This is a genomic window from Micromonospora sp. ATLC20 (assembly GCF_057196585.1).
In genome coordinates this window covers 1-18,822 of the sequence record NZ_JBXUOV010000036.1, presented here as the reverse complement: position 1 = coordinate 18,822, position 18,822 = coordinate 1, and the positions used below count along the sequence as shown (strand labels likewise).

The window sequence follows — 18,822 nt, the reverse complement described above, 5'->3', positions numbered from 1 at the left end:
GTAACGATCGAAAGGGCAACCATCGTGAAGCAGCACTTCACTCGATGGCTCCCCGCCATCGCGAAGACCGCCGTCGCGAAGACCGCCGCCGTCACCCGTAACCGCCGTGCCGCGCTGAGCGTGGCGGGTGTGGCAGTTCTGGGCGGGCTGGCCGTCGGCCCCGTCGCAGTGGCCGCGCCGGTGACCAGCGGGCCGCACGCCGGCGCCAAGGCCGCCATCGACCTGGCGACCGGCAAGAAGACCTCCACCGAGGCGGTCAAGCCCGGCCAGACCACCGGCCTGGACAAGGTGCCGACCCGGGCCGACCGGCCGGCCAAGGAGAAGCTCGTGCCGCACGGTGTCGAGGGCGCGCAGTCGCGCATCCCGCTCGACGACGCACAGCTCGACAACGCCAAGGCCATCGTCGAGGCGGCCAAGGAGACCGGCGTGGGGGAGCGGGGCGCCGTGATCGGCGTCGCGACCTCGCTGCAGGAGTCGAAGCTGTACAACCTGGGTCACCTCGGCGCGTACAACGACCACGACTCGGAGGGCCTGTTCCAGCAGCGCCCGTCGTCCGGTTGGGGCACGTCCGAGCAGATCACCGACCCGGAGTACTCCAGCAAGGCGTTCTTCAACGCGCTGAAGAACGTCGGCGGCTGGCACGAGCTGCCGCTGACCACCGCCGCGCAGACCGTCCAGGTGTCCGCCTACCCGTACGCGTACGCGCAGTGGGAGGAGCAGGCGGCGGACATCGTCCAGCAGGTCTGGTAACCCGACACTAACCCGACACCCGTAGAGAACGGCCGGCCCTTTCGTGGGGTCGGCCGTTCTCGTCGATCTTGGACTTGTGGCACCTCGCAGACCTCGGATAATGGACATCCTGGGCGCCACAACTCCAAGATCGCCGTGGCGGGCGGGTGGGCGGGCGGGGAGGGCGGGTTTGGTGGGCGGGGAACAACCCCGGGTCGTCGGTCGTTGCAGATGCACCCGGCACGCCCCCGCGCTGCCGGATCCCCCGAGAACCCTGAGCGCCTGACGGTGCCCACGCATCCCCCCGGATGCGTCGACCCCCGAACGGAGCCCACCATGAACACGATCCTGCGCAAGAGCATCCTCGGTATCGCCGGTCTCGCCTTCACCGGTGGCGTGTTCGCCGGCCCGGTCGCCGCCCACGCGGCGGAGACCACCAAGCCGGCCGCCGTCGCGGTCCGGGGCGTGAGCCCGCAGGGCGAGCAGTCGCACGTGGACCTCAACGACGAGCAGCTCGCCAACGCCAAGGCCATCATCGCGGCCACCAAGAAGGCGGGCATGCCCGAGCGCGCCGCGGTCGTCTCGATCGCCACCGCGCTGCAGGAGTCGAAGCTGGAGAACCTGGGTCACCTGGGTGACCGCAACGACCACGACTCGCTGGGCCTGTTCCAGCAGCGGCCGTCCAGCGGCTGGGGTACGCCGGAGCAGATCACCGACCCCGAGTACTCGACGCTGGCGTTCCTCAAGGGCCTCAAGCAGGTCGACGGCTGGCAGGACATGCCGCTGACCGAGGCCGCGCAGACCGTGCAGGTCAGCGCCTACCCCGACGCGTACGCGCAGTGGGAGAAGCAGGCCGCCGAGATTGTCGCCGAGCACTGGAACAAGTAAGACCCGACGAAAGGCCGGTACCCGACCCGGGTGCCGGCCTTTCGCGTGCTCTCAGCCGCTGTGCGCGGCGAGCCACGACAGCACCGGCTCGACCACCGACGGGTCCAGCGGCTGCTTCGCCTCGTCCCGGTACGCCCGCAGCGACGGCGGACCTGGTTGGCGGCGCAGCACGTGGGTGACGTCCGGCAGGACCCCGGTCTGCACCGGCCCGCCGGCGTGGGCGGCGATGACCGGCAGGTCGGCCGGGTCGGTCTGGAGGTCCTTGTCGCCGGTGAGCGCGAGGATCGGGGCGTCGATCCGGGCCAGGTCCGGGCGGGGGTCGTAGCGCAGGAACTCCCGGAACCAGCGGGCGTTGAGCCGCTGCCCGCCGACCCACGCCACGTCCTTGTCGGTGGCGAGGATCTTCTCGTGGTTGCGGGCCACCTTCGCCACCAGGTCGGTGCGGGTGAGCCGGAACACCAGGCGTACCGGCGCGGGCAGGGTGGGCAGCAGCCGCCCGGCCTGCCGGCGCAGCACCTCGGCGCCGGTGCGCACGGGCGCGGAGAGCAGGACCAGACCGGCCACCGGTACGCCACGCGCGGCGAGCGCGACGGCGGTGAGCGCGCCCTCGCTGTGCCCGACCAGGAACATCCGCCCGGCGTCCACGGCCGGGTCGTCGCGCAGCGCCGCGAACACCGCTGCCGCGTCGTCGACGTTGTCGTGGAAGCCGGTACGCAGGAACTCGCCGCTGCTCTCGCCGACGCCCCGCCTGTCGTACCGGGCGACAGCGATCCCGGCCCCGCTCAGCGCGGCGGCCAGGTGCCGCTGGATGCCGAGCGGCAGGCGGCGGTGGTCGCCGTCGCGGTTGATCGGCCCGGAGCCGGGCAGCAGCAGCGCCACCGGGTGCGGTCCGGCGCCGTCGGGCAGCGTGAGTGTGCCGGACAGCCGCTGCCCGGCCGACTCGACGGCGAGCGGACTGTCGACCGTCACGGCAGCACCGCCGCGGCCAGGGCGTCGGCGTCGTCGGCGCCGATGAGCAGGGAGTCGTACGCCTGGCCGGTGAGGGTGATGCGGACGGCCGGCTGGCCGCCGCGGACGCTGACGAACTCCTTGCCGGCCTTGCCGCGCCAGGTGCCGACGTTGCGCGTGCGGGGCACGCCGAGGCCGGGCGCCCGGATGCCACGGGTGGCGCGGGCGCCGTCCGGTACGACGACGGCGCCGCTGACGGCGGAGCGGGGGAACGACAGGTCGCCGCGCAGGGCCCAGATCTTCTCGGCGGTGGTGAGCCGGACGTCGATGCGGTGGGGGGTGAGGTCGATGGTGGCCATCGGTGGACTCCTCGCTTCTGTTATCGTCGGTGAGAACATTACCGGAGGCGAGAACAAAAAGGGGAGCCACTGTGGCACTCGACACCGTGGAGCTGCTGATGCACCCGGTCCGGCTGCGCATCGTCCAGGCGTTCCTGGGCGGCCGCACGCTCACCACCACCGACCTGCGCACCGAGCTGAGCGACGTGCCGCCGGCCACGCTCTACCGGCAGGTCGCCACGCTCGCCGACCACGGCGTGCTGCACACGGTGGGGGAGCGGCGGGCCCGCGGCGCGACCGAGCGCAGCTACCGGCTCCACGAGGCCGCCGCGTCGGTGGACCCGGACGAGGCCCGGGCCATGAGCCCGCAACGGCACCGGCAGGCGTTCCTCACCTTCGTCGCGGGCCTGCTCGCCGACTTCGACGGCTACCTCGACCGCGGCGACCCCGACCTGGCCCGCGACGTCGCCGGCTACCGGCAGAACGCGTTCCACGCCACCGACACCGAGACCGCCGAGTTCGTCACCCGGTTCCGCGAGCTGTTCGCCGAGTACGCGGCGCTCGGCCCCGGGCCCGGCCGCACCCGGCGGCTGCTCACCACAGTCCTGCTGCCCGGCGCCGATCAGGAGCGGCCCGTCGAGCGCCGGTGACCGGCCACGATGTCCGCCACGGCGGCACCGAGCGCCAGCACGATGATCCCGGCGGCGAGCAGCAGCGAGCGGCGGAACGCCGTACTCCAGTCGCCGTGGCCGTCGGCGAGCGTGGAGAAGAACAGCGCGCCCACCGCGGCGATGCCCGCGGCCGACCCGATGCGCTGCCCGGTCTGGAGCATGCCCGCGCCGCTGCCGGCCATCGGCACCGGCACCTCGGACAGCGTGAGCGTCTGGTTCGGCGCGATCACCAGGCCGCTGCCCAGCCCGGCGACGAGCAACGGCAGCGCGGTCCGCAGCGGCACGTTCTCGTGCGGCCCGCCCGCCAGCACCAGGTCGGTCGCGATCAGCCCGGCCACCACGGCCACCAGCCCGATCGCCACCAGCGGACGGCCGTACCGGGTGACCACCCGGCCGCCGAGCGCGGAGGCGAGCGCCGAACCGAGCGCGAACGGCGTGATCGCCAGACCGGCCACGAGCGCGCTGTAGCCGAGCCCCATCTGGAGGTAGAGCGTGAAGACGAAGAAGATCGCGGTGAACCCGGCGAAGTAGATCAGGCCGATCAGCGCGCCCAGCGTGTACGAGCGCACCGTGAACAGCCGCAGGTCGAACAGCGGCTGGGCGCGCCGGCCGTACCGGTGCTCCCAGAGCGCGAACCCGGCGAGCAGCAGCAGGCCGACGGGGATCAGCAGCCACTTGCCCGGGCCCCGCCACTGCTCCCGCTGCACCAGCGGCAGCAGGATCACCGTCACCCCGGCGCCGAGCAGCAGCACCCCGAGCGGATCGAGCCGGCCCCGTCCGGCCGGATTCGTCGCCCGGGACGGCATCAGCCGCCAGCCGAGCAGCATCGCCACGATCCCGACCGGGATGTTCACGAAGAACACCCACCGCCAGCCGTGCTCGGCGCCGCCGAGCTGGATGAGCAGACCGCCGAGCAGCGGCCCCACGGCGGTGGAGATACCGATCGTCGCGCCCAGCAGCCCGAACGCCCGGCCCCGGTCGGAGCCCCGGAACAGCTCCTGGATCATGCCGCTGACCTGGGGGTTCACCACGCCGGCGGCGGCGCCCTGGACGAGCCGGGCGACGACCAGCCACTCCGGTGAACGGGCCAGCCCGGCCAGCGCGCTGGCCAGCGTGAACAGGCCGACCCCGACCACGAACGCGGTACGCCGCCCGCGCGCGTCGCCGAACCGCCCGGCCGGCACCAGCACCAGGCCGAACGTCAGTGCGTACCCGGACAGCACCCACTGCAGGTCGCTCGGCGTGGCGTGCAGCGCCCGGTCGATCGACGGCACCGCGACGTTGACGATGCTGACGTCCAGCAGCGTCATGAACGCCGCGATCAGGCCGACGCTCAGCGCGCGCCAGCGACGCCGGCCGTCGTACCCGGTGTCCTGCACCGGCGTCGACGACCGGCCCTCGCTCATCGTGCCCCCCGCTGACCGTCGATCACCCGACTCCGATCGCTACCCGGTGCCCGGTGGGGCAAACGACTCGATCACGCCATCTGGCGCGCGCACCACCGGGGTCCGAAGTCCAGGCCGGACATCGGGGAGTCCTCGCGATGCAGCAGCCCTCGCTCGGTGAGCGAGTGCAGCGGCTCGCGCAGCTCCTCCTCGGTCATCCCGGTCTCCTGGGCGATCAGGTCCGGGTAGGGGACGTGTCCCTGCACCTCCAGCGCGGACACCGCCTGGTAGACCCGTTCCTCGACCGCAGACAGCTGGACCTGAGGCATCGCTTCCCTCCTCGGCGTGGACCGCCCGACCCGCGGACGGCCGGCGACCGGCGGTTACCCGGACGGGCCGCGATGATGCTCACCCGTTCGACTGTCGTACCGGGCGGCGCGGCACGGCGGTGCCCTAGGCTGCACCCGTGATCATGGATCTCGTCGTGGTCGGCGGCGGGCCCGCCGGACTCTCCGCCGCGCATGCCGCGGCCCGGGCCGGCGTCCGCACGCTCGTGGTGGAACGGGCCACCCACCCCCGGTACAAGACGTGCGGCGGCGGCCTGATCGGCACCTCGCTCACCGAGGTCGCCGAGCGTGTCGAGGTGCCCGCCCACGACCGGGTCGACCGGATCACGTTCACCCGGGACGGGCGACGCGCGTTCACCCGCCGGCACCCCGCGCCGCTGGTCACCATGATCCGCCGGGAGGAGTTCGACGACCGGCTGCGCGCCGCCGCCGTCGCCGCCGGCGCGCAGGTCCGCGAGGGCGTCGCGGTCCGCGCGATCGAGCAGGACCCCGACGAGGTACGCCTGCGCCTGGCCGGCGGTGAGACGGTACGCGCCCGTACCGTCATCGGCGCGGACGGCTCGTCCGGCGTGACGGCACGCCACGTCGGGGTGCGCTTCCGGCAGGTCGACCTCGGCCTGGAACTGGAACTGCCGGTGGACGCCGCCGAGCGGGACCGCTGGCGCGGCCGGGTGCTGCTCGACTGGGGGCCGCTGCCCGGCTCGTACGCGTGGGTGTTCCCCAAGGGCGACCGTCTCACCGTCGGTGTCATATCCGCCCGGGGCGACGGCGAGCGCACCCGCGCCTACCTGCGCGACTTCACCGACCGGCTCGGCCTTTCCGGGGTGAGGCCGGAGCACGACTCCGGTCACCTGACCCGCTGCCGCACCGGGGACTCACCGCTGCGGCACGGCCGGGTGCTGGTCGCCGGGGACGCCGCCGGGCTGCTGGAGCCGTGGAGCCGGGAGGGGATCAGCTACGCGCTGCGCTCGGGCCGGCTGGCCGGCGAGGCGGTGGCCGCCGGTGACCTCGACGCGTACGCCCGGGAGGTCGACCGGCGGCTGACGCCGGAGATGCGCGCCGGGCACCGGCTGCTGGAGGTGTTCGAGCGGCGGCCCGACGTGTTCCACGCGATGCTGGCGAGCCCGCCCGGCTGGCGGATGTTCGTCCGGTTCTGCCAGGGGCGGGCGAGCTTCGCCGAGGTGCTCGACCGGCGGCCGGTGCGGGCCGGGCTGGCGCTGCTCGACCGCCTGCCCGCCGCCGTCAGGGGACGATGACCGCCCGCCCCCGCACCTCGCCCCGGCGCAGCGCCTCGTACGCCTGCGGCGCCTCCGCGAGGGGGAACGTGTGCACGTCGGCGTGCAGCCGGCCGTCGCGGGCCAGCGCGATCACCTCGTGCAGTTCCGCCCGGGTGCCCCAGAACGGCACCACCACACCGGTCTCCAGCGGCACCGGCGGCGGCTCGTCGGCGACCGGCCGCACCGGCAGCGTGCCGCCGGCCAGGCCCACCAGCAGGATCTGGCCGCCGGTGGCGACCACCTGCCGGGCGGTGTCCAGTGTGGGCTGCGCGCCGACGAAGTCGAGCACCACGTCCGCGCCGTCCGGCGCCGGCCCGACCAGTTCGCGGATCCTCTCCACCGCGTCCGGGCCGGCCTGCACGGTGTGGTGGGCGCCCAGGCGGCCGGCCAGGTCCAGCGCGGCGGTGTTCGTGTCCACCGCGATGATCCGCACCGCGGTGGTGGCGAGCAGGATCTGCAACCCCATGTGCCCCAGGCCGCCGATGCCGATCACCACGCAGGACGTGCCGGGCCGCAGCCGGGGCCGCGCCAGGTCCACCGCGTGGTACGGGGTCAGCCCGGCGTCGGTCAGCGGCGCCGCCTGGGTCAGGTCCATGTCGCCGACCGGCAGCAGCCGGGACGCGGGCACCACCACGTAATCGGCCAGCCCGCCGTCGCGGCTGAGCCCGATGCCGCCGACCGGGATGACCCGGCAGCGGTTCTCCTCGCCCCGCAGGCAGGCCCGGCAGTAGCCGCAGCCGATGATGCCGTAGACCGCGGCCCGGTCGCCGGGCGACCAGCCGAGAACTCCCGCGCCTACCGTGTCGACGGTGCCGGCGATCTCGTGCCCGAGCGTCATCGGCATCGGGAACACCCCGGCCGGCGCGTCGAGGATGTGCAGGTCGGAGTGGCAGGCGCCGACCGCGCCGACGCGCACCAGCACCTCACCCGGGCCGGCCTGCGGCGTGGGCACCTCCGTGTGCTCCAGCACACCGGGTGCGGTCATCCGTACTGCGCGCATGTCTCCTCCACCTCGTCGCCCACGGTCGTCGCGGCGGCATACCCCTGCCGTAGCGGTTGATGCGGAGACGCAACGGGCGAGCGCACAATGCGGTCATGAGCGAGCCGGCCGAGTCGTTCACCGACGAGGAGTACGCGTTCCTGCGGCACGTCCGCTTCGGCGAACTGCCGGCCCGGGTGCGCCCGGAGGAGCGGATCGAGTCCGCCGAGACCGAGTTCCCGCCGGACCGGCCGGACCCGGCCGGCGGGGAGTCGGAGTGGCACCTTCGCGCGGGCGGCTGACGGGGCCCGGGCACGCGCCCGGACCCCGTCGCCTCACGGTCAGAAGACCGGCACGCCGTCGCGGACCAGCTTCCAGTTGGGTACGAAGAAGTCGGCCGGGTCGATGACGCCCTTGGCCTGTGCCCAGTCGATGAGCAGCTGGCGGATCTCCTGCTGGGCGTTGTAGACCTGGGTCTTCACGATGCCCGGGAAGTTGCCGCCGCCGCTACGCCGGTAGTTGTTCACCGCCACCACGAACCGGGCGTCCGCCGCGACCGGGGTGTCGGTGCCGGCCAGCACCAGGCGGGTGATCCGCTGGCCGACCGGCTCGGCGATGTCGATGTCGTAGTCGACGCCGGAGAACACGTCGTAGTTGTAGTCCGGCACCGCCGGGTCGCTGATCGTCTCCGGGTTCACCGGCGCGCCGGCCGGCAGCGTGACGAAGTACTTCGCCGAGTACTCCAGGTACGCCTTCACCTCGGCGCCGGTCAGCACGACCGCCTCCAGCGTGTTGTCGTACACGTAGAGGCCCGCCACGTCGCGGATCCGCACGTCGCCCTGCGGGAACACCGCGGTACGGCTGAACGGCGCGGCGATGGACAGCACCGGCAGGCCCGCGTACTCGCCGGCCGCGAGGGCCTCGGTGACCACCTCGGTCTGGACGTGGTTGATGAAGTCCAGGATCGGGGTGTCCTTGTACCGCGACTCGGCGGCCGACAGCTCCACGCTCGACCGGGCGACGACCCGGTTGACGTACTCGACGGTCTTGGTGTGCTGGCCGCGCACGGCCGCGAGCACCGCCGGGTCCTCGACCACGGTGTTGGTGTTCAGCGTGGTGGCCGACTTGGCGGTGACCGCCCAGCGGCCCTTCTCCCGGGTCAGCGTGAAGTCCATCCGGGTCAGCCGCTGGCCCCACTTCGACGGCTCCGAGGTGAGGACCCGCTCGCCGGTGGTGAGGTTGGTGACGAACTTCTCCGGCACCTCGTTGTGCGCGTGGCCGAACAGGATCGCGTCGATGCCGGGGACCTGCTCGGCGATCAGCGCGGTCGGGTTCTCGTTCGGCAGCTCCGGGCCGTAGCTGGAGGTGCCGCTGTCGCCGCCGTGCGCGGAGATGACGACCAGGTCGGCGCCGCGGCGGCGCATCTCCGGCACCCACTTCGCGGCGGTGGCGACCATGTCGGCGAAGACCAGGCGGCCCTCGACGTTGCCCTTGTCCCAGATGGCCACGCCGGGGTTGGTCAGGCCGAGGATGCCGACGCGCAGCTTCGGCGCGCCGTGCCCGCCGAGCTTGACCTCCTTGATCACGTACGGGAGGAACGCCGGCTTGCCGGTCTTCGCGTTGAGCGCGTTCGCGGCCAGGGCCGGGAACCCGAGCTGCTCGATCCAGGTGGCCAGCAGCGGCAGGCCGTAGTTGAACTCGTGGTTGCCGAGCGTCACCGCGTCGTACTTGAGGATGTTCATGGCGCGGGCCATCGGGTGCGTCTCACCGGTGCTGGTGATCGGCTCCTGCTTGGCGTAGTACGTCGCCAGCGGCGTGCCCTGGATCGTGTCACCGGCGTCCAGGACCAGCGTGGCCCTGCCCTTGCGCTCGGCCCGGATCTGGTTGACCAGGGTGGCGAGCTTCGCGACGCCGACGTCGTTGTGCTTGCTGTCGTCGAACTCGGCGTCCTTGTAGTAGTCCCAGTTGTAGACGTTGCCGTGGGTGTCCGACGTGCCGAGGATCGTCAGGTCCCAGGTCTTCGGCTGCTTCGGCTTCGCCTCGGCGGGCGCGCCGGCCAGCAGGGGAGCGGTCGCGGCGGCGGCCGCGACGGCCAGCACCTGGCGCCGGGAGGCGCCGGAGGAGGAGGTCATGAGGTGCCTTTCCGAATGGGGGTACGCGCCTCGTGGGCGCCGTTGCGCACCATAACCACCACATGTCACCTGCGCCACACCGGCCCGAATCGTTTCCCTTCCGGTCACAGGCTGCTGTTTTCCCGCCGGTCACCGGGGTAGGGGCGCATCCATGAGCGAGGACCAGTTCACCCAGCAGCATCCGGCCGAGCAGTACGGACAGCAGGAGGGCCAGCCGTCGCAGCAGCAGACGCCGCCCGGCAACGAGCAGGAGATGGGGCCGAAGCCCGACCACGGCGAGGAGTCGTACCGGGGCAGCGACCGGCTCACCGGCAAGCGCGCGATCATCACCGGCGGCGACTCCGGCATCGGCCGGGCCGTGGCGATCGCCTTCGCCCGCGAGGGTGCCGACGTGCTCGTCACCTACCTCGCCGACGAGGAGGAGAAGGACGCCCGGGAGACGGTCGCCCTGATCGAGCAGGCCGGGCGCACCGGCGTCGCGGTCCGGTGCGACCTGCGCGAGGAGGCCAACTGCCGCGCCCTCGTCGACCAGGCGCTGCGCGACCTCGGCGGCGTCGACATCCTGGTCAACAACGCGGCGTACCAGATGTCGCAGGACAACGGCCTGCTCGACATCACCACCGAGCAGTTCGACCGCGTCTTCAAGACCAACGTGTACGCCATGTTCTGGCTCTGCAAGTTCGCGGTGCCGCACATGAAGGAAGGCTCGACGATCATCAACACGTCGTCGATCCAGGCGTTCGACCCGTCGCCGCAGCTGCTCGACTATGCCACCACAAAGGCCGCCATCGCCAACTTCACCAAGGCGCTCGCGCAGAACCTGGCCGAGCGCGGCATCCGCGTCAACGCGGTCGCGCCCGGCCCGATCTGGACGCCGCTGATCCCGGCCACCATGCCGGAGGAGAAGGTGAAGCAGTTCGGCACCGACACGCCGCTGGGCCGTCCCGGTCAGCCGGCCGAGCTGGCGCCCGCGTACGTCTACTTCGCCTCCCAGGAGTCGAGCTACGTCACCGGCGAGATCCTCGGCGTGACCGGGGGCCGCCCGACGAAGTGAGCCGCCGCCTGGTCCCGTTCCGGCCCGTGCCGGCCGCCCGGTCCCGCCCTCGGTCGTCTGGTTCCGCTGCTCAGCGGGGCCAGGCGGCCATTCGGCGGCGCACCTCGGCGATCTGCGGCGCGTCCAGGCCGTAGCGGGTGAACCGCCGGTCGGTCAGCCCGTCCAGGTAGCGGCCCGCCGCGCGCACGTCCTCGTCGTCGAGCGCCGGATCGACCTGCCGGGCCAGCTCCAGCAGCTCCGCGACCGTGTACCGGTCCAGCGCGGCGGAGACGTCGATGTAGTCGCGTACCTCCCGCCGGTTGACCAGCGCGGCGGTCTTGTTGGCGATCAGGTCGCGGACGTCCATGACCGGGCCGAGGTCCATCACCACCGGGCTGCGGTGCCGGTCCAGGCGGGCCAGGCTCAGGCGGATCTGCCGGCCGTCCCGGCTCACCACGAAGTCCCGCAGGTCCCGGTCGAAGCCGTCGAACACCTCGCCCAGGCCGCCCGGGTCCACCTCGGCCACCCGGTAACCGGCGCGCTCCAGCGCCGCGCGTACCCCGTCGGCCGCCGCCGCGGCGGCGCCCTCCACGTCGGCGAACAGGTCGACGTCCTCGGTGGGGCGGGTGACCAGGCCGTGGACGGCCCACGCCACGCCGCCGCCGAGCACGAAACGGTGCGGGCCGGCCGCGGCCAGCGCCACCCGGGCCACCTGCCGGTAGAAGTCGTGCGGATGGGTCACGCGGCGCGCAGGCTCCGGTGCCGGCCCTCCCAGGCCAGGCGTACGCCCCGGGGCAGGTTGAGCAGCGGCCACAACCGGCGCAACGTGCCCGCGTGGATCAGCTCGCGCAGATCCTCCACCCGGGTCGTCTCGCGCAGCACGTTCTCGTACATCCAGAGCAACTCGTCCGGGTCGCCCAGGTCGAACGCGCGTTCGCTGCTCCACATCAGGCGTACCGGCAGCTCGACGATGCCGGTCGTGGGACCGGTGAGCTCGTCCAGGGTGCGCGCCACCACGGCGGGTCGCCCGGGACGGGCGAGGTACGCGTGCGCGCTGACCGACATGGCATCAGGGTAACCCCAACCCGGCCCTTTCCCCGCGTCCCTTCCCCGCGGAGCGCCCCCACAGCACTCGCCCCGCTCACGTGACCGCCCGCCCGCCACCCGCTCGGCGCCCGCCTCACTCCGCCCCGCCGCGCCCCGCCGCGCCCGGCCTCGCCCGGGCTCGCCCCGTCGATCATGAAGTTGGACCGGACAAACCGGTCAGCTCGTGCCGTCAACTTCATGATCGCCTGTCGCGATGCTCGTCTTGTTCACCTCGCGCGGCTCTCCGCTGGAGATCTTGGACGATTTCGGCCCCCATGAGGGCCGTTTCCTTCCAAGATCTCCGTGGTGGCCTGTGCGCCGAGCCTGGTGAGGTTCGCCGGGGCGGGCTCGCGCCGACATCCGCCTCGCGGCGATGCCCTCGGCAGGCGGATGGAGATCTTGGTACGTTCCCGCCCTTCCGGGGGCCGTTCCGTACCAAGATCGCTCGCGAAGGCTCTCCACCGACCGGCGACGTCCGCTCGGGGCCCGCGTTGCAGGCGGATCTGCCGTCGGCGGCCCGACGTCCCAATCGATCATGAGGTTGCCGGGGGTAAACCGGACATCATGTGCCGTCAACCTCATGATCGACGCGGCTGCGTCGGGTGTCCGGTTTTGGGGTGGTCGGGGACACCCGGGCGGCGGAATCGGGGATGGTGGCTGGGCGTTATACCTGGTGAACGACCGCAGCAGCACTCCCGGCGCCCCCTGGCACGCGGGCAGCGGCACCCGGGAATGACCCCGGGCCGGCGGTCGTTGTGCATGTCTCCGGCGCGACCAGTGAGCCCCGTACGCCACCCCCGGGCGTCCGCGGGCCGCGTCAGCAGGCCGCCGGAGATCCCCCGAAGACTTCTTGAGCGCCTGACGGTGCTCGCACCCGCACCGAACCCCCCTCGGCGCGGGCGTCGACCCCCGAACGGAGCCCACCATGAACACGATCCTGCGTAAGAGCATTCTCGGTATCGCCGGTCTGACCGTCGCCGGTGGCCTCGCCGCCGGCCCTCTCAACCACGACACCGGCACCCCGGTGCGCGACACGGCCGTGACCACCACCCAGGCCGCCGCGAAGCTGGACAGCGCCGCGCTCATCCCGCACGGCGTCCAGGGCACCCAGTCCCACATCGACCTCGACGACGAGCAGACCGCCAACGTCAAGGCCATCATCGCCGCCACGAAGAAGGCCGGCATGGACGAACGCGCCGCCGTCGTCTCCATCGCCACCGCACTGCAGGAGTCGAAGCTGGAGAACCTCGGCCACCTCGGCGACCGCAACGACCACGACTCGCAGGGCCTGTTCCAGCAGCGCCCCTCCAGTGGTTGGGGCACGGTCGAGCAGATCACCGACCCCGAATACTCCACCACCGCCTTCCTGAAGGGTCTGAAGCAGGTCGACGGCTGGCGCGACATGCCGCTGACCGCCGCCGCCCAGACCGTCCAGGTGTCGGCCTACCCGGACCACTACGCCCAGTGGGAGCAGCAGGCCGCCGACCTGGTCGCCGAGCACTGGAACAGCTGACCCGGCGGTGACCGGGGTCACGACGAACGAGCGGAAGAACCGTGACCCCGGTACCGTTGTGCAGAGCGTCGGTGTGTCCAGTGTCCCCGGGCCTCACCTAAATTGCCTTCGCGGAATACCGTTCGGCTGGAGCCGCGTCGCGCCACTCGCCGAGAGGCGACATGCACACCGACGCCCAGAGCCGCCCCGGCCATCCGGCCGGGGCGGCTCTGTCTGTGGGCTCGAGTCGCACGCCCCTGGCCGCTGGCCTAGGGTTACAGGCAGAGGTGAGCCGTTCTCGACGGAGAGGGGGTGCACGGATGGGGTTCAAGACGTTCATCCAGGGGTGGCCGGTCTACCGGCAACTCACCGGCACCGACCCGCTCGGTCGCGGCGCCGCCGCCCAGTCGGCGCGGTCCGCCGAGCTGAGCCCTCGCACCGAGTCCGCCGACGGCATGGCCCGCTCGGTCTGCCCGTACTGCGCGGTCGGCTGCGGGCAGCGCGTCTTCCACTCCGACGGCAAGATCACCCAGATCGAGGGCGACCCGGACAGCCCGATCTCGCGCGGCCGGCTCTGCCCGAAGGGCTCGGCCAGCAAGAGCCTGGTGACCAGCCCGCTGCGCCAGACCAAGGTCCGCTACCGCCGGCCGTACGCGACCGAGTGGGAAGACCTTGACCTCGACGTCGCGCTCGACATGATCGCCGACCGGATCCTCGCCGCCCGCGCGGAGACCTGGGAGGACGTCGACGACGAGGGCCGCCCGCTGAACCGGACGCTGGGCATCTCCAGCCTCGGCGGCGCGACGCTGGACAACGAGGAGAACTACCTCATCAAGAAGCTGTTCACCGCGATGGGGGCACTCCAGATCGAGAACCAGGCCCGTATTTGACACTCCGCCACCGTCCCCGGTCTGGGGACCAGCTTCGGTCGCGGCGGCGCCACGGACTTCCAGCAGGATCTCGCCAACGCTGACGTCATCATCATCCAGGGCTCGAACATGGCCGAGGCCCACCCGGTGGGCTTCCAGTGGGTGATGGAGGCGAAGAAGCGCGGCGCGAAGGTCTTCCATGTCGACCCGCGGTTCACACGTACCAGCGCGCTCGCCGACACGTACCTGCCGATCCGCGCGGGCACGGACATCGCGCTGCTCGGCGGCGTGGTGCGCTACATCCTGGAGAACGAGCTGGACTTCCGGGAGTACGTGCTGGCGTACACCAACGCGGCGAACATCGTCAGCGAGCAGTTCGCCGACACCGAGGACCTGGACGGCCTGTTCTCCGGTTACAACCCGGACACCGGCTCGTACGACCACGCGAGCTGGCAGTACGAGGGCCAGGAGGACAACGCCAAGGCCCGGGGCACCGGCAAGGAACGTGACTCGGCCTCCGGGCTGGAGCACGAGTCGCACGGCGAGCCGGTCCCGGCGCAGGCCCCGCGGGACGAGACGTTGCAGCACCCGCGCTGCGTCTACCAGATCCTGAAGCGGCACTTCGCCCGCTACACCCCGGAGATGGTGGCCCGGGTGTGCGGGATCCCGGAGGAGAGGTTCCTCGAGCTGGCGCGCGCCTGGACGGAGAACTCGGGCCGGGAGCGCACCGGCGCGCTCGTCTACTCGGTCGGCTGGACGCAGCACAGCGTCGGTGTGCAGTACATCCGTACCGGCTCGATCATCCAGACGCTGCTAGGCAACATGGGCCGCCCGGGCGGCGGCATCCTGGCGCTGCGCGGGCACGCCAGCATCCAGGGCTCCACCGACATTCCGACGCTGTTCAACCTGCTGCCCGGCTACCTGCCGATGCCGCACCACGCCGACCACCCGACGTTCGACAAGTGGGTGGACAGCATCCGGCACCCGGGCCAGAAGGGCTTCTGGGGCAACTCGCGTGCCTTCGCGGCGAGCCTGCTCAAGGCGTACTGGGGTGACGCGGCGACGCCGGAGAACGACTTCTGCTACGGCTACATGCCCCGGATGACCGGCGACCACGGCACGTACCAGCAGGTCCTGAACATGATCGACGGCAAGGTGAAGGGCTACTTCCTGCTCGGCCAGAACCCGGCGGTCGGCTCCGCGCACGGCCGGGCCCAGCGTCTGGGCATGGCCAACCTGGACTGGCTCGTCGTCCGCGACCTGTTCATGATCGAGAGCGCCACGTTCTGGAAGAACAGCCCGGAGGTCGCCACCGGGGAGATCGTGCCGGAGGAGTGCCGGACCGAGGTGTTCTTCCTGCCGGCGGCCTCGCACGTGGAGAAGGAGGGCACCTTCACCCAGACGCAGCGGCTGCTGCAGTGGCGGGAGAAGGCCGTCGACCCGCCGGGCGACGCCCGCTCCGAGCTGTGGTTCTTCTACCACCTCGGCCGGGTGCTGCGGGAGAAGCTGGCCGGCTCCACCGCGCGCCGCGACCGCGCGCTGCTCGACCTGGCCTGGGACTACCCCACGCACGGTCCGCACGCGGAGCCGAGCGCCGAGGCGGTGCTCAAGGAGATCAACGGGTACGAGGTGGCGACCGGCCGCCTGCTCAGCGCGTTCGGCGAGGCCCGCGACGACGGCTCCACGGCGATCGGCTGCTGGATCTACTCCGGCGTCTACGCCGACGGGGTGAACCAGGCGGCCCGCCGCCGGTCCCGCCACGAGCAGGACTGGGTGGCCGCCGAGTGGGGCTGGGCGTGGCCGGCGAACCGCCGCACGCTCTACAACCGCGCCTCCGCCGACCCGGAGGGCCGGCCGTGGAGCGAGCGCAAGAAGTACGTCTGGTGGGATCCGGACGCCGGCGAGTGGACCGGCTACGACGTGCCGGACTTCGAGAAGACGAAGCCGCCGTCGTACCGGCCGCCGGAGGGCGCGTCGGGCCCGGCCGCGCTCGCCGGCGACGACCCGTTCGTCATGCAGGGCGACGGCAAGGCGTGGCTGTACGCGCCGAGCGGCGTCCTCGACGGCCCCCTGCCGACGCACTACGAGCCGGCCGAGTCGCCGATGCGCAACCCGCTCTACGGTCAGCAGGCCAACCCGACCCGCAAGATCTACGAGCACCCGATCAACCGGATGAACCCGAGTCCGCCGGAGCCGCACAGCCAGGTCTTCCCGTACGTGTTCACGGTCAGCCGCCTCACCGAGCACCACACCGCCGGTGGGATGAGCCGTACCGTGTCGCCCCTGGCGGAGCTGCAACCGGAGATGTTCGTCGAGGTGTCCCCGGAGCTGGCCGGCGAGGTCGGGCTGGCCCACCTGGGCTGGGCGCACCTGATCAGCGGCCGCGCGGTGATCGAGGCGCGGGTGCTGGTCACCGACCGGCTCACCCCGCTGCGGGTGGACGGCCGGATCATCCACCAGGTCTGGCTGCCGTACCACTTCGGCACCGAGGGTCTGGTCACCGGCGACTCGGCGAACGACCTGTTCGGCATCACGCTGGACCCGAACGTCCTCATCCAGGAGAGCAAGGTCGGCACCTGCGACATCCGGCCCGGGCGGCGGCCCACCGGCCCGCCGCTGCTCGACCTGGTCGGCGACTACCAGCGGCGGGCCGGGATGACGCCGGACCGCAAGGTGCCGGTGGTGACCACCGACGCCGCAGGCGGGGACGACGCCGCCGGCAGCACGGACGAGCAGTCGGCCGCCGCGCACCAGGACGGGGATCGGGATGCCTGACGCCAACAGCCTGTACGGCCCGCTCGACCCGGCCCCGGACGCGGGCTGGGTCGACGCGCCGCCCCGGATGGGTTTCTTCACCGACACCAGCGTCTGCATCGGCTGCAAGGCGTGCGAGGTGGCCTGCAAGGAGTGGAACGGCGTCCCCGACTCGGGTTTCGACCTGCTCGGCATGTCGTACGACAACACCGGCGCGCTCACCGCGAACTCGTGGCGGCACGTCGCGTTCATCGAGCAGCCCCGCCCGGCCGGGCATCGCACGCCGCCGTTCGCCGGCGACCCGACCGGCCCGGCGATCAGCCCGGCGTCGGCGGCGGTCGGGGCCGTCACGGCCCCCGACACGGGTACGAATCCCGGCCTGCCGCCGGGGCAGCCGGAGGCGGCGGCGCGGATGGCGGCCGGTCCGGAGTTCCTCGGCATGCCCGGCACCCAGCCGCCCGGGCGGGCCACCGGCCCGGAGAACCGCACCGACTTCCGCTGGCTGATGATGTCCGACGTGTGCAAGCACTGCACGCACGCGGCCTGCCTGGACGTGTGCCCGACCGGTTCGCTGTTCCGTACCGAGTTCGGCACGGTGGTGGTGCAGGAGGACATCTGCAACGGCTGCGGCTACTGCATCTCCGCCTGCCCGTACGGCGTGATCGACCAGCGCAAGGGCGACGGCCGGGCGTGGAAGTGCACGCTGTGCTACGACCGGATCGGCGCGGGCATGACACCCGCCTGCGCGCAGGCGTGCCCGACCGAGTCGATCCAGTACGGCCCGCTCGACGAACTGCGGGAACGGGCCGCCAAGCGGGTCACCGCGCTGCACGAGCGCGGCGTGCCGGAGGCGCGCCTGTACGGCCACGACCCGACCGACGGCGTCGGCGGCGACGGCGCGTTCTTCCTGCTGCTGGACGAGCCCGAGGTGTACGGGCTGCCGCCGGACCCGGTGGTCACCACCCGGGACCTGCCGAAGATGTGGAAGCGGGCCGGGTTCGCCGCCCTGGCCATGGCGGCGGCTGCCGTCGCCGCGTTCGTCGGAGGATCGTCGTGAGCCCGGACCGCCCGGTCGGTGACCTGTTCCGCCGCTTCCGCGAGCGTCTGTCCGCCGAACAGGAGAACGGCGGCGCCGCCGAGCGGGAGAACGGCAGCCGGGCCACCGCGGCCGGTCCCGGGGTGGGCCGCACCGACGCGGGCTCCCGCGAGGCCGGCCTGGCCCCGCACCCGCCCCGCGACGCGGCACCACGCCGGCGCCGCGGCAAGGGCGGCGGGGAGCAGCTCAACGTCCCGCCGGCCGAGTTCACCTCCTACTACGGCCGGCCCATCCTCAAGCCGCCGGTGTGGCGGTGGGACATCGCCGCGTACCTGTTCACCGGCGGTCTCGCCGCCGGTTCGTCGCTGCTGGCGGCGGGCGGGCAGCTCACCGGCCGTCCCGCGCTGCGGCGCGCCGGCCGGGTCACCGCGCTCGCCGCCGTGGGCGCGAGCACGTACTTCCTGGTGAACGACCTGGGCCGGCCGTCGCGCTTCCACCACATGCTGCGGGTGGCGAAGGTGACCTCGCCGATGTCGGTGGGCACCTGGATCCTCAGCGTGTTCGGCCCGGCCGCCGGGGTCGCGGCGATCGCCGAGGCGGCTCCGCTGCTGCCCGAGCGGGGCGTGCTGGGGCTCGGCCGCCGGCTGCTGCCTCCGGCCGGGCACGCCGCCGGTGTGGTCGCCGCCGTCACCGCGCCGGCGCTCGCCACGTACACCGGGGTGCTGCTGGCGGACACGGCGGTGCCGTCGTGGCACGAGGCGTACCCGGAACTGCCCGCCATCTTCGCGGGCAGTGCCCTGGCCAGCGGCGCCGGTGTCGGGCTGGTGGCCGCGCCCGGCGCGCAGGCCGGTCCGGCGC

General features: G+C 72.7%; 18 protein-coding genes. 10 read left to right on the top strand and 8 right to left on the bottom strand.

Going from position 1 to position 18,822, the window contains the following annotated elements; translation table 11 throughout:
- Positions 1-24 precede the first annotated feature (24 nt).
- Together AC2CHG_RS10970 and AC2CHG_RS10965 are read left to right on the top strand one after the other, a co-directional pair.
- Complete coding sequence (locus AC2CHG_RS10970) at positions 25-750, top strand: hypothetical protein (RefSeq protein ID WP_030275023.1); 726 nt, start codon at positions 25-27, stop codon at positions 748-750.
- Between the two features lie 315 nt (positions 751-1,065).
- Entirely contained in the window at positions 1,066-1,617 is a 552-nt protein-coding gene (locus AC2CHG_RS10965) for a hypothetical protein (RefSeq protein WP_194803481.1), read from the top strand.
- A gap of 51 nt (positions 1,618-1,668) precedes the next feature.
- Here AC2CHG_RS10965 and AC2CHG_RS10960 read toward each other — a convergent pair whose 3' ends face one another.
- Complete coding sequence (locus AC2CHG_RS10960; RefSeq protein WP_484524666.1) at positions 1,669-2,586, bottom strand: alpha/beta hydrolase family protein; 918 nt, start codon at positions 2,584-2,586, stop codon at positions 1,669-1,671.
- Positions 2,583-2,924 carry a hypothetical protein gene (locus AC2CHG_RS10955; protein ID WP_262015799.1) on the bottom strand — a complete coding sequence of 114 codons (342 nt, stop codon included), beginning with the start codon at positions 2,922-2,924 and terminating at the stop codon, positions 2,583-2,585. Before AC2CHG_RS10955 ends, AC2CHG_RS10960 begins: the two co-directional genes overlap by 4 nt.
- A 71-nt stretch (positions 2,925-2,995) precedes the next feature.
- Between AC2CHG_RS10955 and AC2CHG_RS10950 the strand changes: the two genes are divergently transcribed.
- Positions 2,996-3,553, top strand: a complete 558-nt coding sequence (locus tag AC2CHG_RS10950; RefSeq protein WP_262015798.1) for a helix-turn-helix domain-containing protein — start codon at positions 2,996-2,998, stop codon at positions 3,551-3,553.
- Here the strand turns inward: AC2CHG_RS10950 and AC2CHG_RS10945 are convergent.
- Both AC2CHG_RS10945 and AC2CHG_RS10940 read right to left on the bottom strand, forming a co-directional pair.
- Positions 3,526-4,980, bottom strand: a complete 1,455-nt coding sequence (locus tag AC2CHG_RS10945) for an MFS transporter (protein WP_484524665.1) — start codon at positions 4,978-4,980, stop codon at positions 3,526-3,528. The two genes, AC2CHG_RS10950 and AC2CHG_RS10945, sit on opposite strands and share 28 nt — an antisense overlap.
- 71 nt (positions 4,981-5,051) lie before the next feature.
- Positions 5,052-5,288: a hypothetical protein gene (locus AC2CHG_RS10940; RefSeq protein ID WP_013286401.1), complete on the bottom strand. Its 237-nt coding sequence runs from the start codon at positions 5,286-5,288 to the stop codon at positions 5,052-5,054.
- Between the two features lie 143 nt (positions 5,289-5,431).
- On the opposite strand from AC2CHG_RS10940, the gene AC2CHG_RS10935 reads away from it, so the two are divergent.
- Positions 5,432-6,562, top strand: coding sequence for a geranylgeranyl reductase family protein (locus AC2CHG_RS10935; RefSeq protein ID WP_366626221.1), 1,131 nt, complete (start codon positions 5,432-5,434; stop codon positions 6,560-6,562).
- Here AC2CHG_RS10935 and AC2CHG_RS10930 read toward each other — a convergent pair.
- On the bottom strand, positions 6,549-7,583 hold the full coding sequence (locus AC2CHG_RS10930; protein WP_484524664.1) for an NAD(P)-dependent alcohol dehydrogenase: 1,035 nt from the start codon (positions 7,581-7,583) through the stop codon (positions 6,549-6,551). The genes AC2CHG_RS10935 and AC2CHG_RS10930 overlap by 14 nt on opposite strands.
- Before the next feature lie 95 nt (positions 7,584-7,678).
- On the opposite strand from AC2CHG_RS10930, the gene AC2CHG_RS10925 reads away from it, so the two are divergent.
- Complete coding sequence (locus AC2CHG_RS10925; protein ID WP_262015795.1) at positions 7,679-7,864, top strand: hypothetical protein; 186 nt, start codon at positions 7,679-7,681, stop codon at positions 7,862-7,864.
- Between the two features lie 39 nt (positions 7,865-7,903).
- Here AC2CHG_RS10925 and AC2CHG_RS10920 read toward each other — a convergent pair whose 3' ends face one another.
- Positions 7,904-9,694 (bottom strand): bifunctional metallophosphatase/5'-nucleotidase, encoded by a 1,791-nt coding sequence (locus AC2CHG_RS10920; protein ID WP_366626216.1) that lies wholly within the window; start codon positions 9,692-9,694, stop codon positions 7,904-7,906.
- A 151-nt stretch (positions 9,695-9,845) separates the two neighbouring features.
- Here AC2CHG_RS10920 and AC2CHG_RS10915 point away from each other — a divergent pair, with 151 nt between their 5' ends.
- A complete protein-coding gene (locus AC2CHG_RS10915) occupies positions 9,846-10,748 on the top strand; it encodes an SDR family oxidoreductase (RefSeq protein ID WP_402806314.1) in 903 nt (300 codons plus the stop codon).
- Between the two features lie 70 nt (positions 10,749-10,818).
- Here the strand turns inward: AC2CHG_RS10915 and AC2CHG_RS10910 are convergent, their stop codons facing one another.
- Both AC2CHG_RS10910 and AC2CHG_RS10905 read right to left on the bottom strand, forming a co-directional pair.
- The gene (locus AC2CHG_RS10910; RefSeq protein WP_484524663.1) at positions 10,819-11,469 is read right to left on the bottom strand and encodes a nucleotidyl transferase AbiEii/AbiGii toxin family protein; all 651 of its coding nucleotides are present in this window, start codon (positions 11,467-11,469) and stop codon (positions 10,819-10,821) included.
- The gene (locus AC2CHG_RS10905) at positions 11,466-11,792 is read right to left on the bottom strand and encodes a hypothetical protein (RefSeq protein ID WP_013476750.1); all 327 of its coding nucleotides are present in this window, start codon (positions 11,790-11,792) and stop codon (positions 11,466-11,468) included. The genes AC2CHG_RS10910 and AC2CHG_RS10905 overlap by 4 nt, the downstream gene beginning before the upstream one ends.
- A 946-nt stretch (positions 11,793-12,738) precedes the next feature.
- Here AC2CHG_RS10905 and AC2CHG_RS10900 point away from each other — a divergent pair.
- The 4 genes from AC2CHG_RS10900 to nrfD all read left to right on the top strand — a co-directional run.
- On the top strand, positions 12,739-13,326 hold the full coding sequence (locus AC2CHG_RS10900; RefSeq protein WP_484524662.1) for a hypothetical protein: 588 nt from the start codon (positions 12,739-12,741) through the stop codon (positions 13,324-13,326).
- 299 nt (positions 13,327-13,625) lie between these two features.
- Complete coding sequence (fdh, locus tag AC2CHG_RS10895; protein WP_402806303.1) at positions 13,626-16,949, top strand: formate dehydrogenase; 3,324 nt, start codon at positions 13,626-13,628, stop codon at positions 16,947-16,949.
- Positions 16,942-17,985, top strand: coding sequence for a 4Fe-4S dicluster domain-containing protein (locus AC2CHG_RS10890; RefSeq protein WP_366623491.1), 1,044 nt, complete (start codon positions 16,942-16,944; stop codon positions 17,983-17,985). The genes fdh and AC2CHG_RS10890 overlap by 8 nt, the downstream gene beginning before the upstream one ends.
- Positions 17,982-18,822, top strand: an 841-nt coding sequence (gene nrfD, locus AC2CHG_RS10885; RefSeq protein ID WP_484524661.1) for an NrfD/PsrC family molybdoenzyme membrane anchor subunit, incomplete at its 3' end; no start/stop codon positions are given. The genes AC2CHG_RS10890 and nrfD, both read left to right, overlap by 4 nt.

What these genes read in the sequence shown, in the direction of transcription:
- AC2CHG_RS10965 (WP_194803481.1), top strand. Translation starts at nt 1,066, where the DNA reads ATGAACACGATCCTGCGCAAGAGCATCCTCGGTATCGCCGGTCTCGCC.
- AC2CHG_RS10955 (WP_262015799.1), bottom strand. Translation starts at nt 2,924, where the DNA reads ATGGCCACCATCGACCTCACCCCCCACCGCATCGACGTCCGGCTCACC.
- AC2CHG_RS10945 (WP_484524665.1), bottom strand. Translation starts at nt 4,980, where the DNA reads ATGAGCGAGGGCCGGTCGTCGACGCCGGTGCAGGACACCGGGTACGAC.
- AC2CHG_RS10940 (WP_013286401.1), bottom strand. Translation starts at nt 5,288, where the DNA reads ATGCCTCAGGTCCAGCTGTCTGCGGTCGAGGAACGGGTCTACCAGGCG.
- AC2CHG_RS10935 (WP_366626221.1), top strand. Translation starts at nt 5,432, where the DNA reads ATGGATCTCGTCGTGGTCGGCGGCGGGCCCGCCGGACTCTCCGCCGCG.
- AC2CHG_RS10930 (WP_484524664.1), bottom strand. Translation starts at nt 7,583, where the DNA reads ATGCGCGCAGTACGGATGACCGCACCCGGTGTGCTGGAGCACACGGAG.
- AC2CHG_RS10925 (WP_262015795.1), top strand. Translation starts at nt 7,679, where the DNA reads ATGAGCGAGCCGGCCGAGTCGTTCACCGACGAGGAGTACGCGTTCCTG.
- AC2CHG_RS10920 (WP_366626216.1), bottom strand. Translation starts at nt 9,694, where the DNA reads ATGACCTCCTCCTCCGGCGCCTCCCGGCGCCAGGTGCTGGCCGTCGCG.
- AC2CHG_RS10915 (WP_402806314.1), top strand. Translation starts at nt 9,846, where the DNA reads ATGAGCGAGGACCAGTTCACCCAGCAGCATCCGGCCGAGCAGTACGGA.
- AC2CHG_RS10905 (WP_013476750.1), bottom strand. Translation starts at nt 11,792, where the DNA reads ATGTCGGTCAGCGCGCACGCGTACCTCGCCCGTCCCGGGCGACCCGCC.
- AC2CHG_RS10900 (WP_484524662.1), top strand. Translation starts at nt 12,739, where the DNA reads ATGAACACGATCCTGCGTAAGAGCATTCTCGGTATCGCCGGTCTGACC.
- AC2CHG_RS10890 (WP_366623491.1), top strand. Translation starts at nt 16,942, where the DNA reads ATGCCTGACGCCAACAGCCTGTACGGCCCGCTCGACCCGGCCCCGGAC.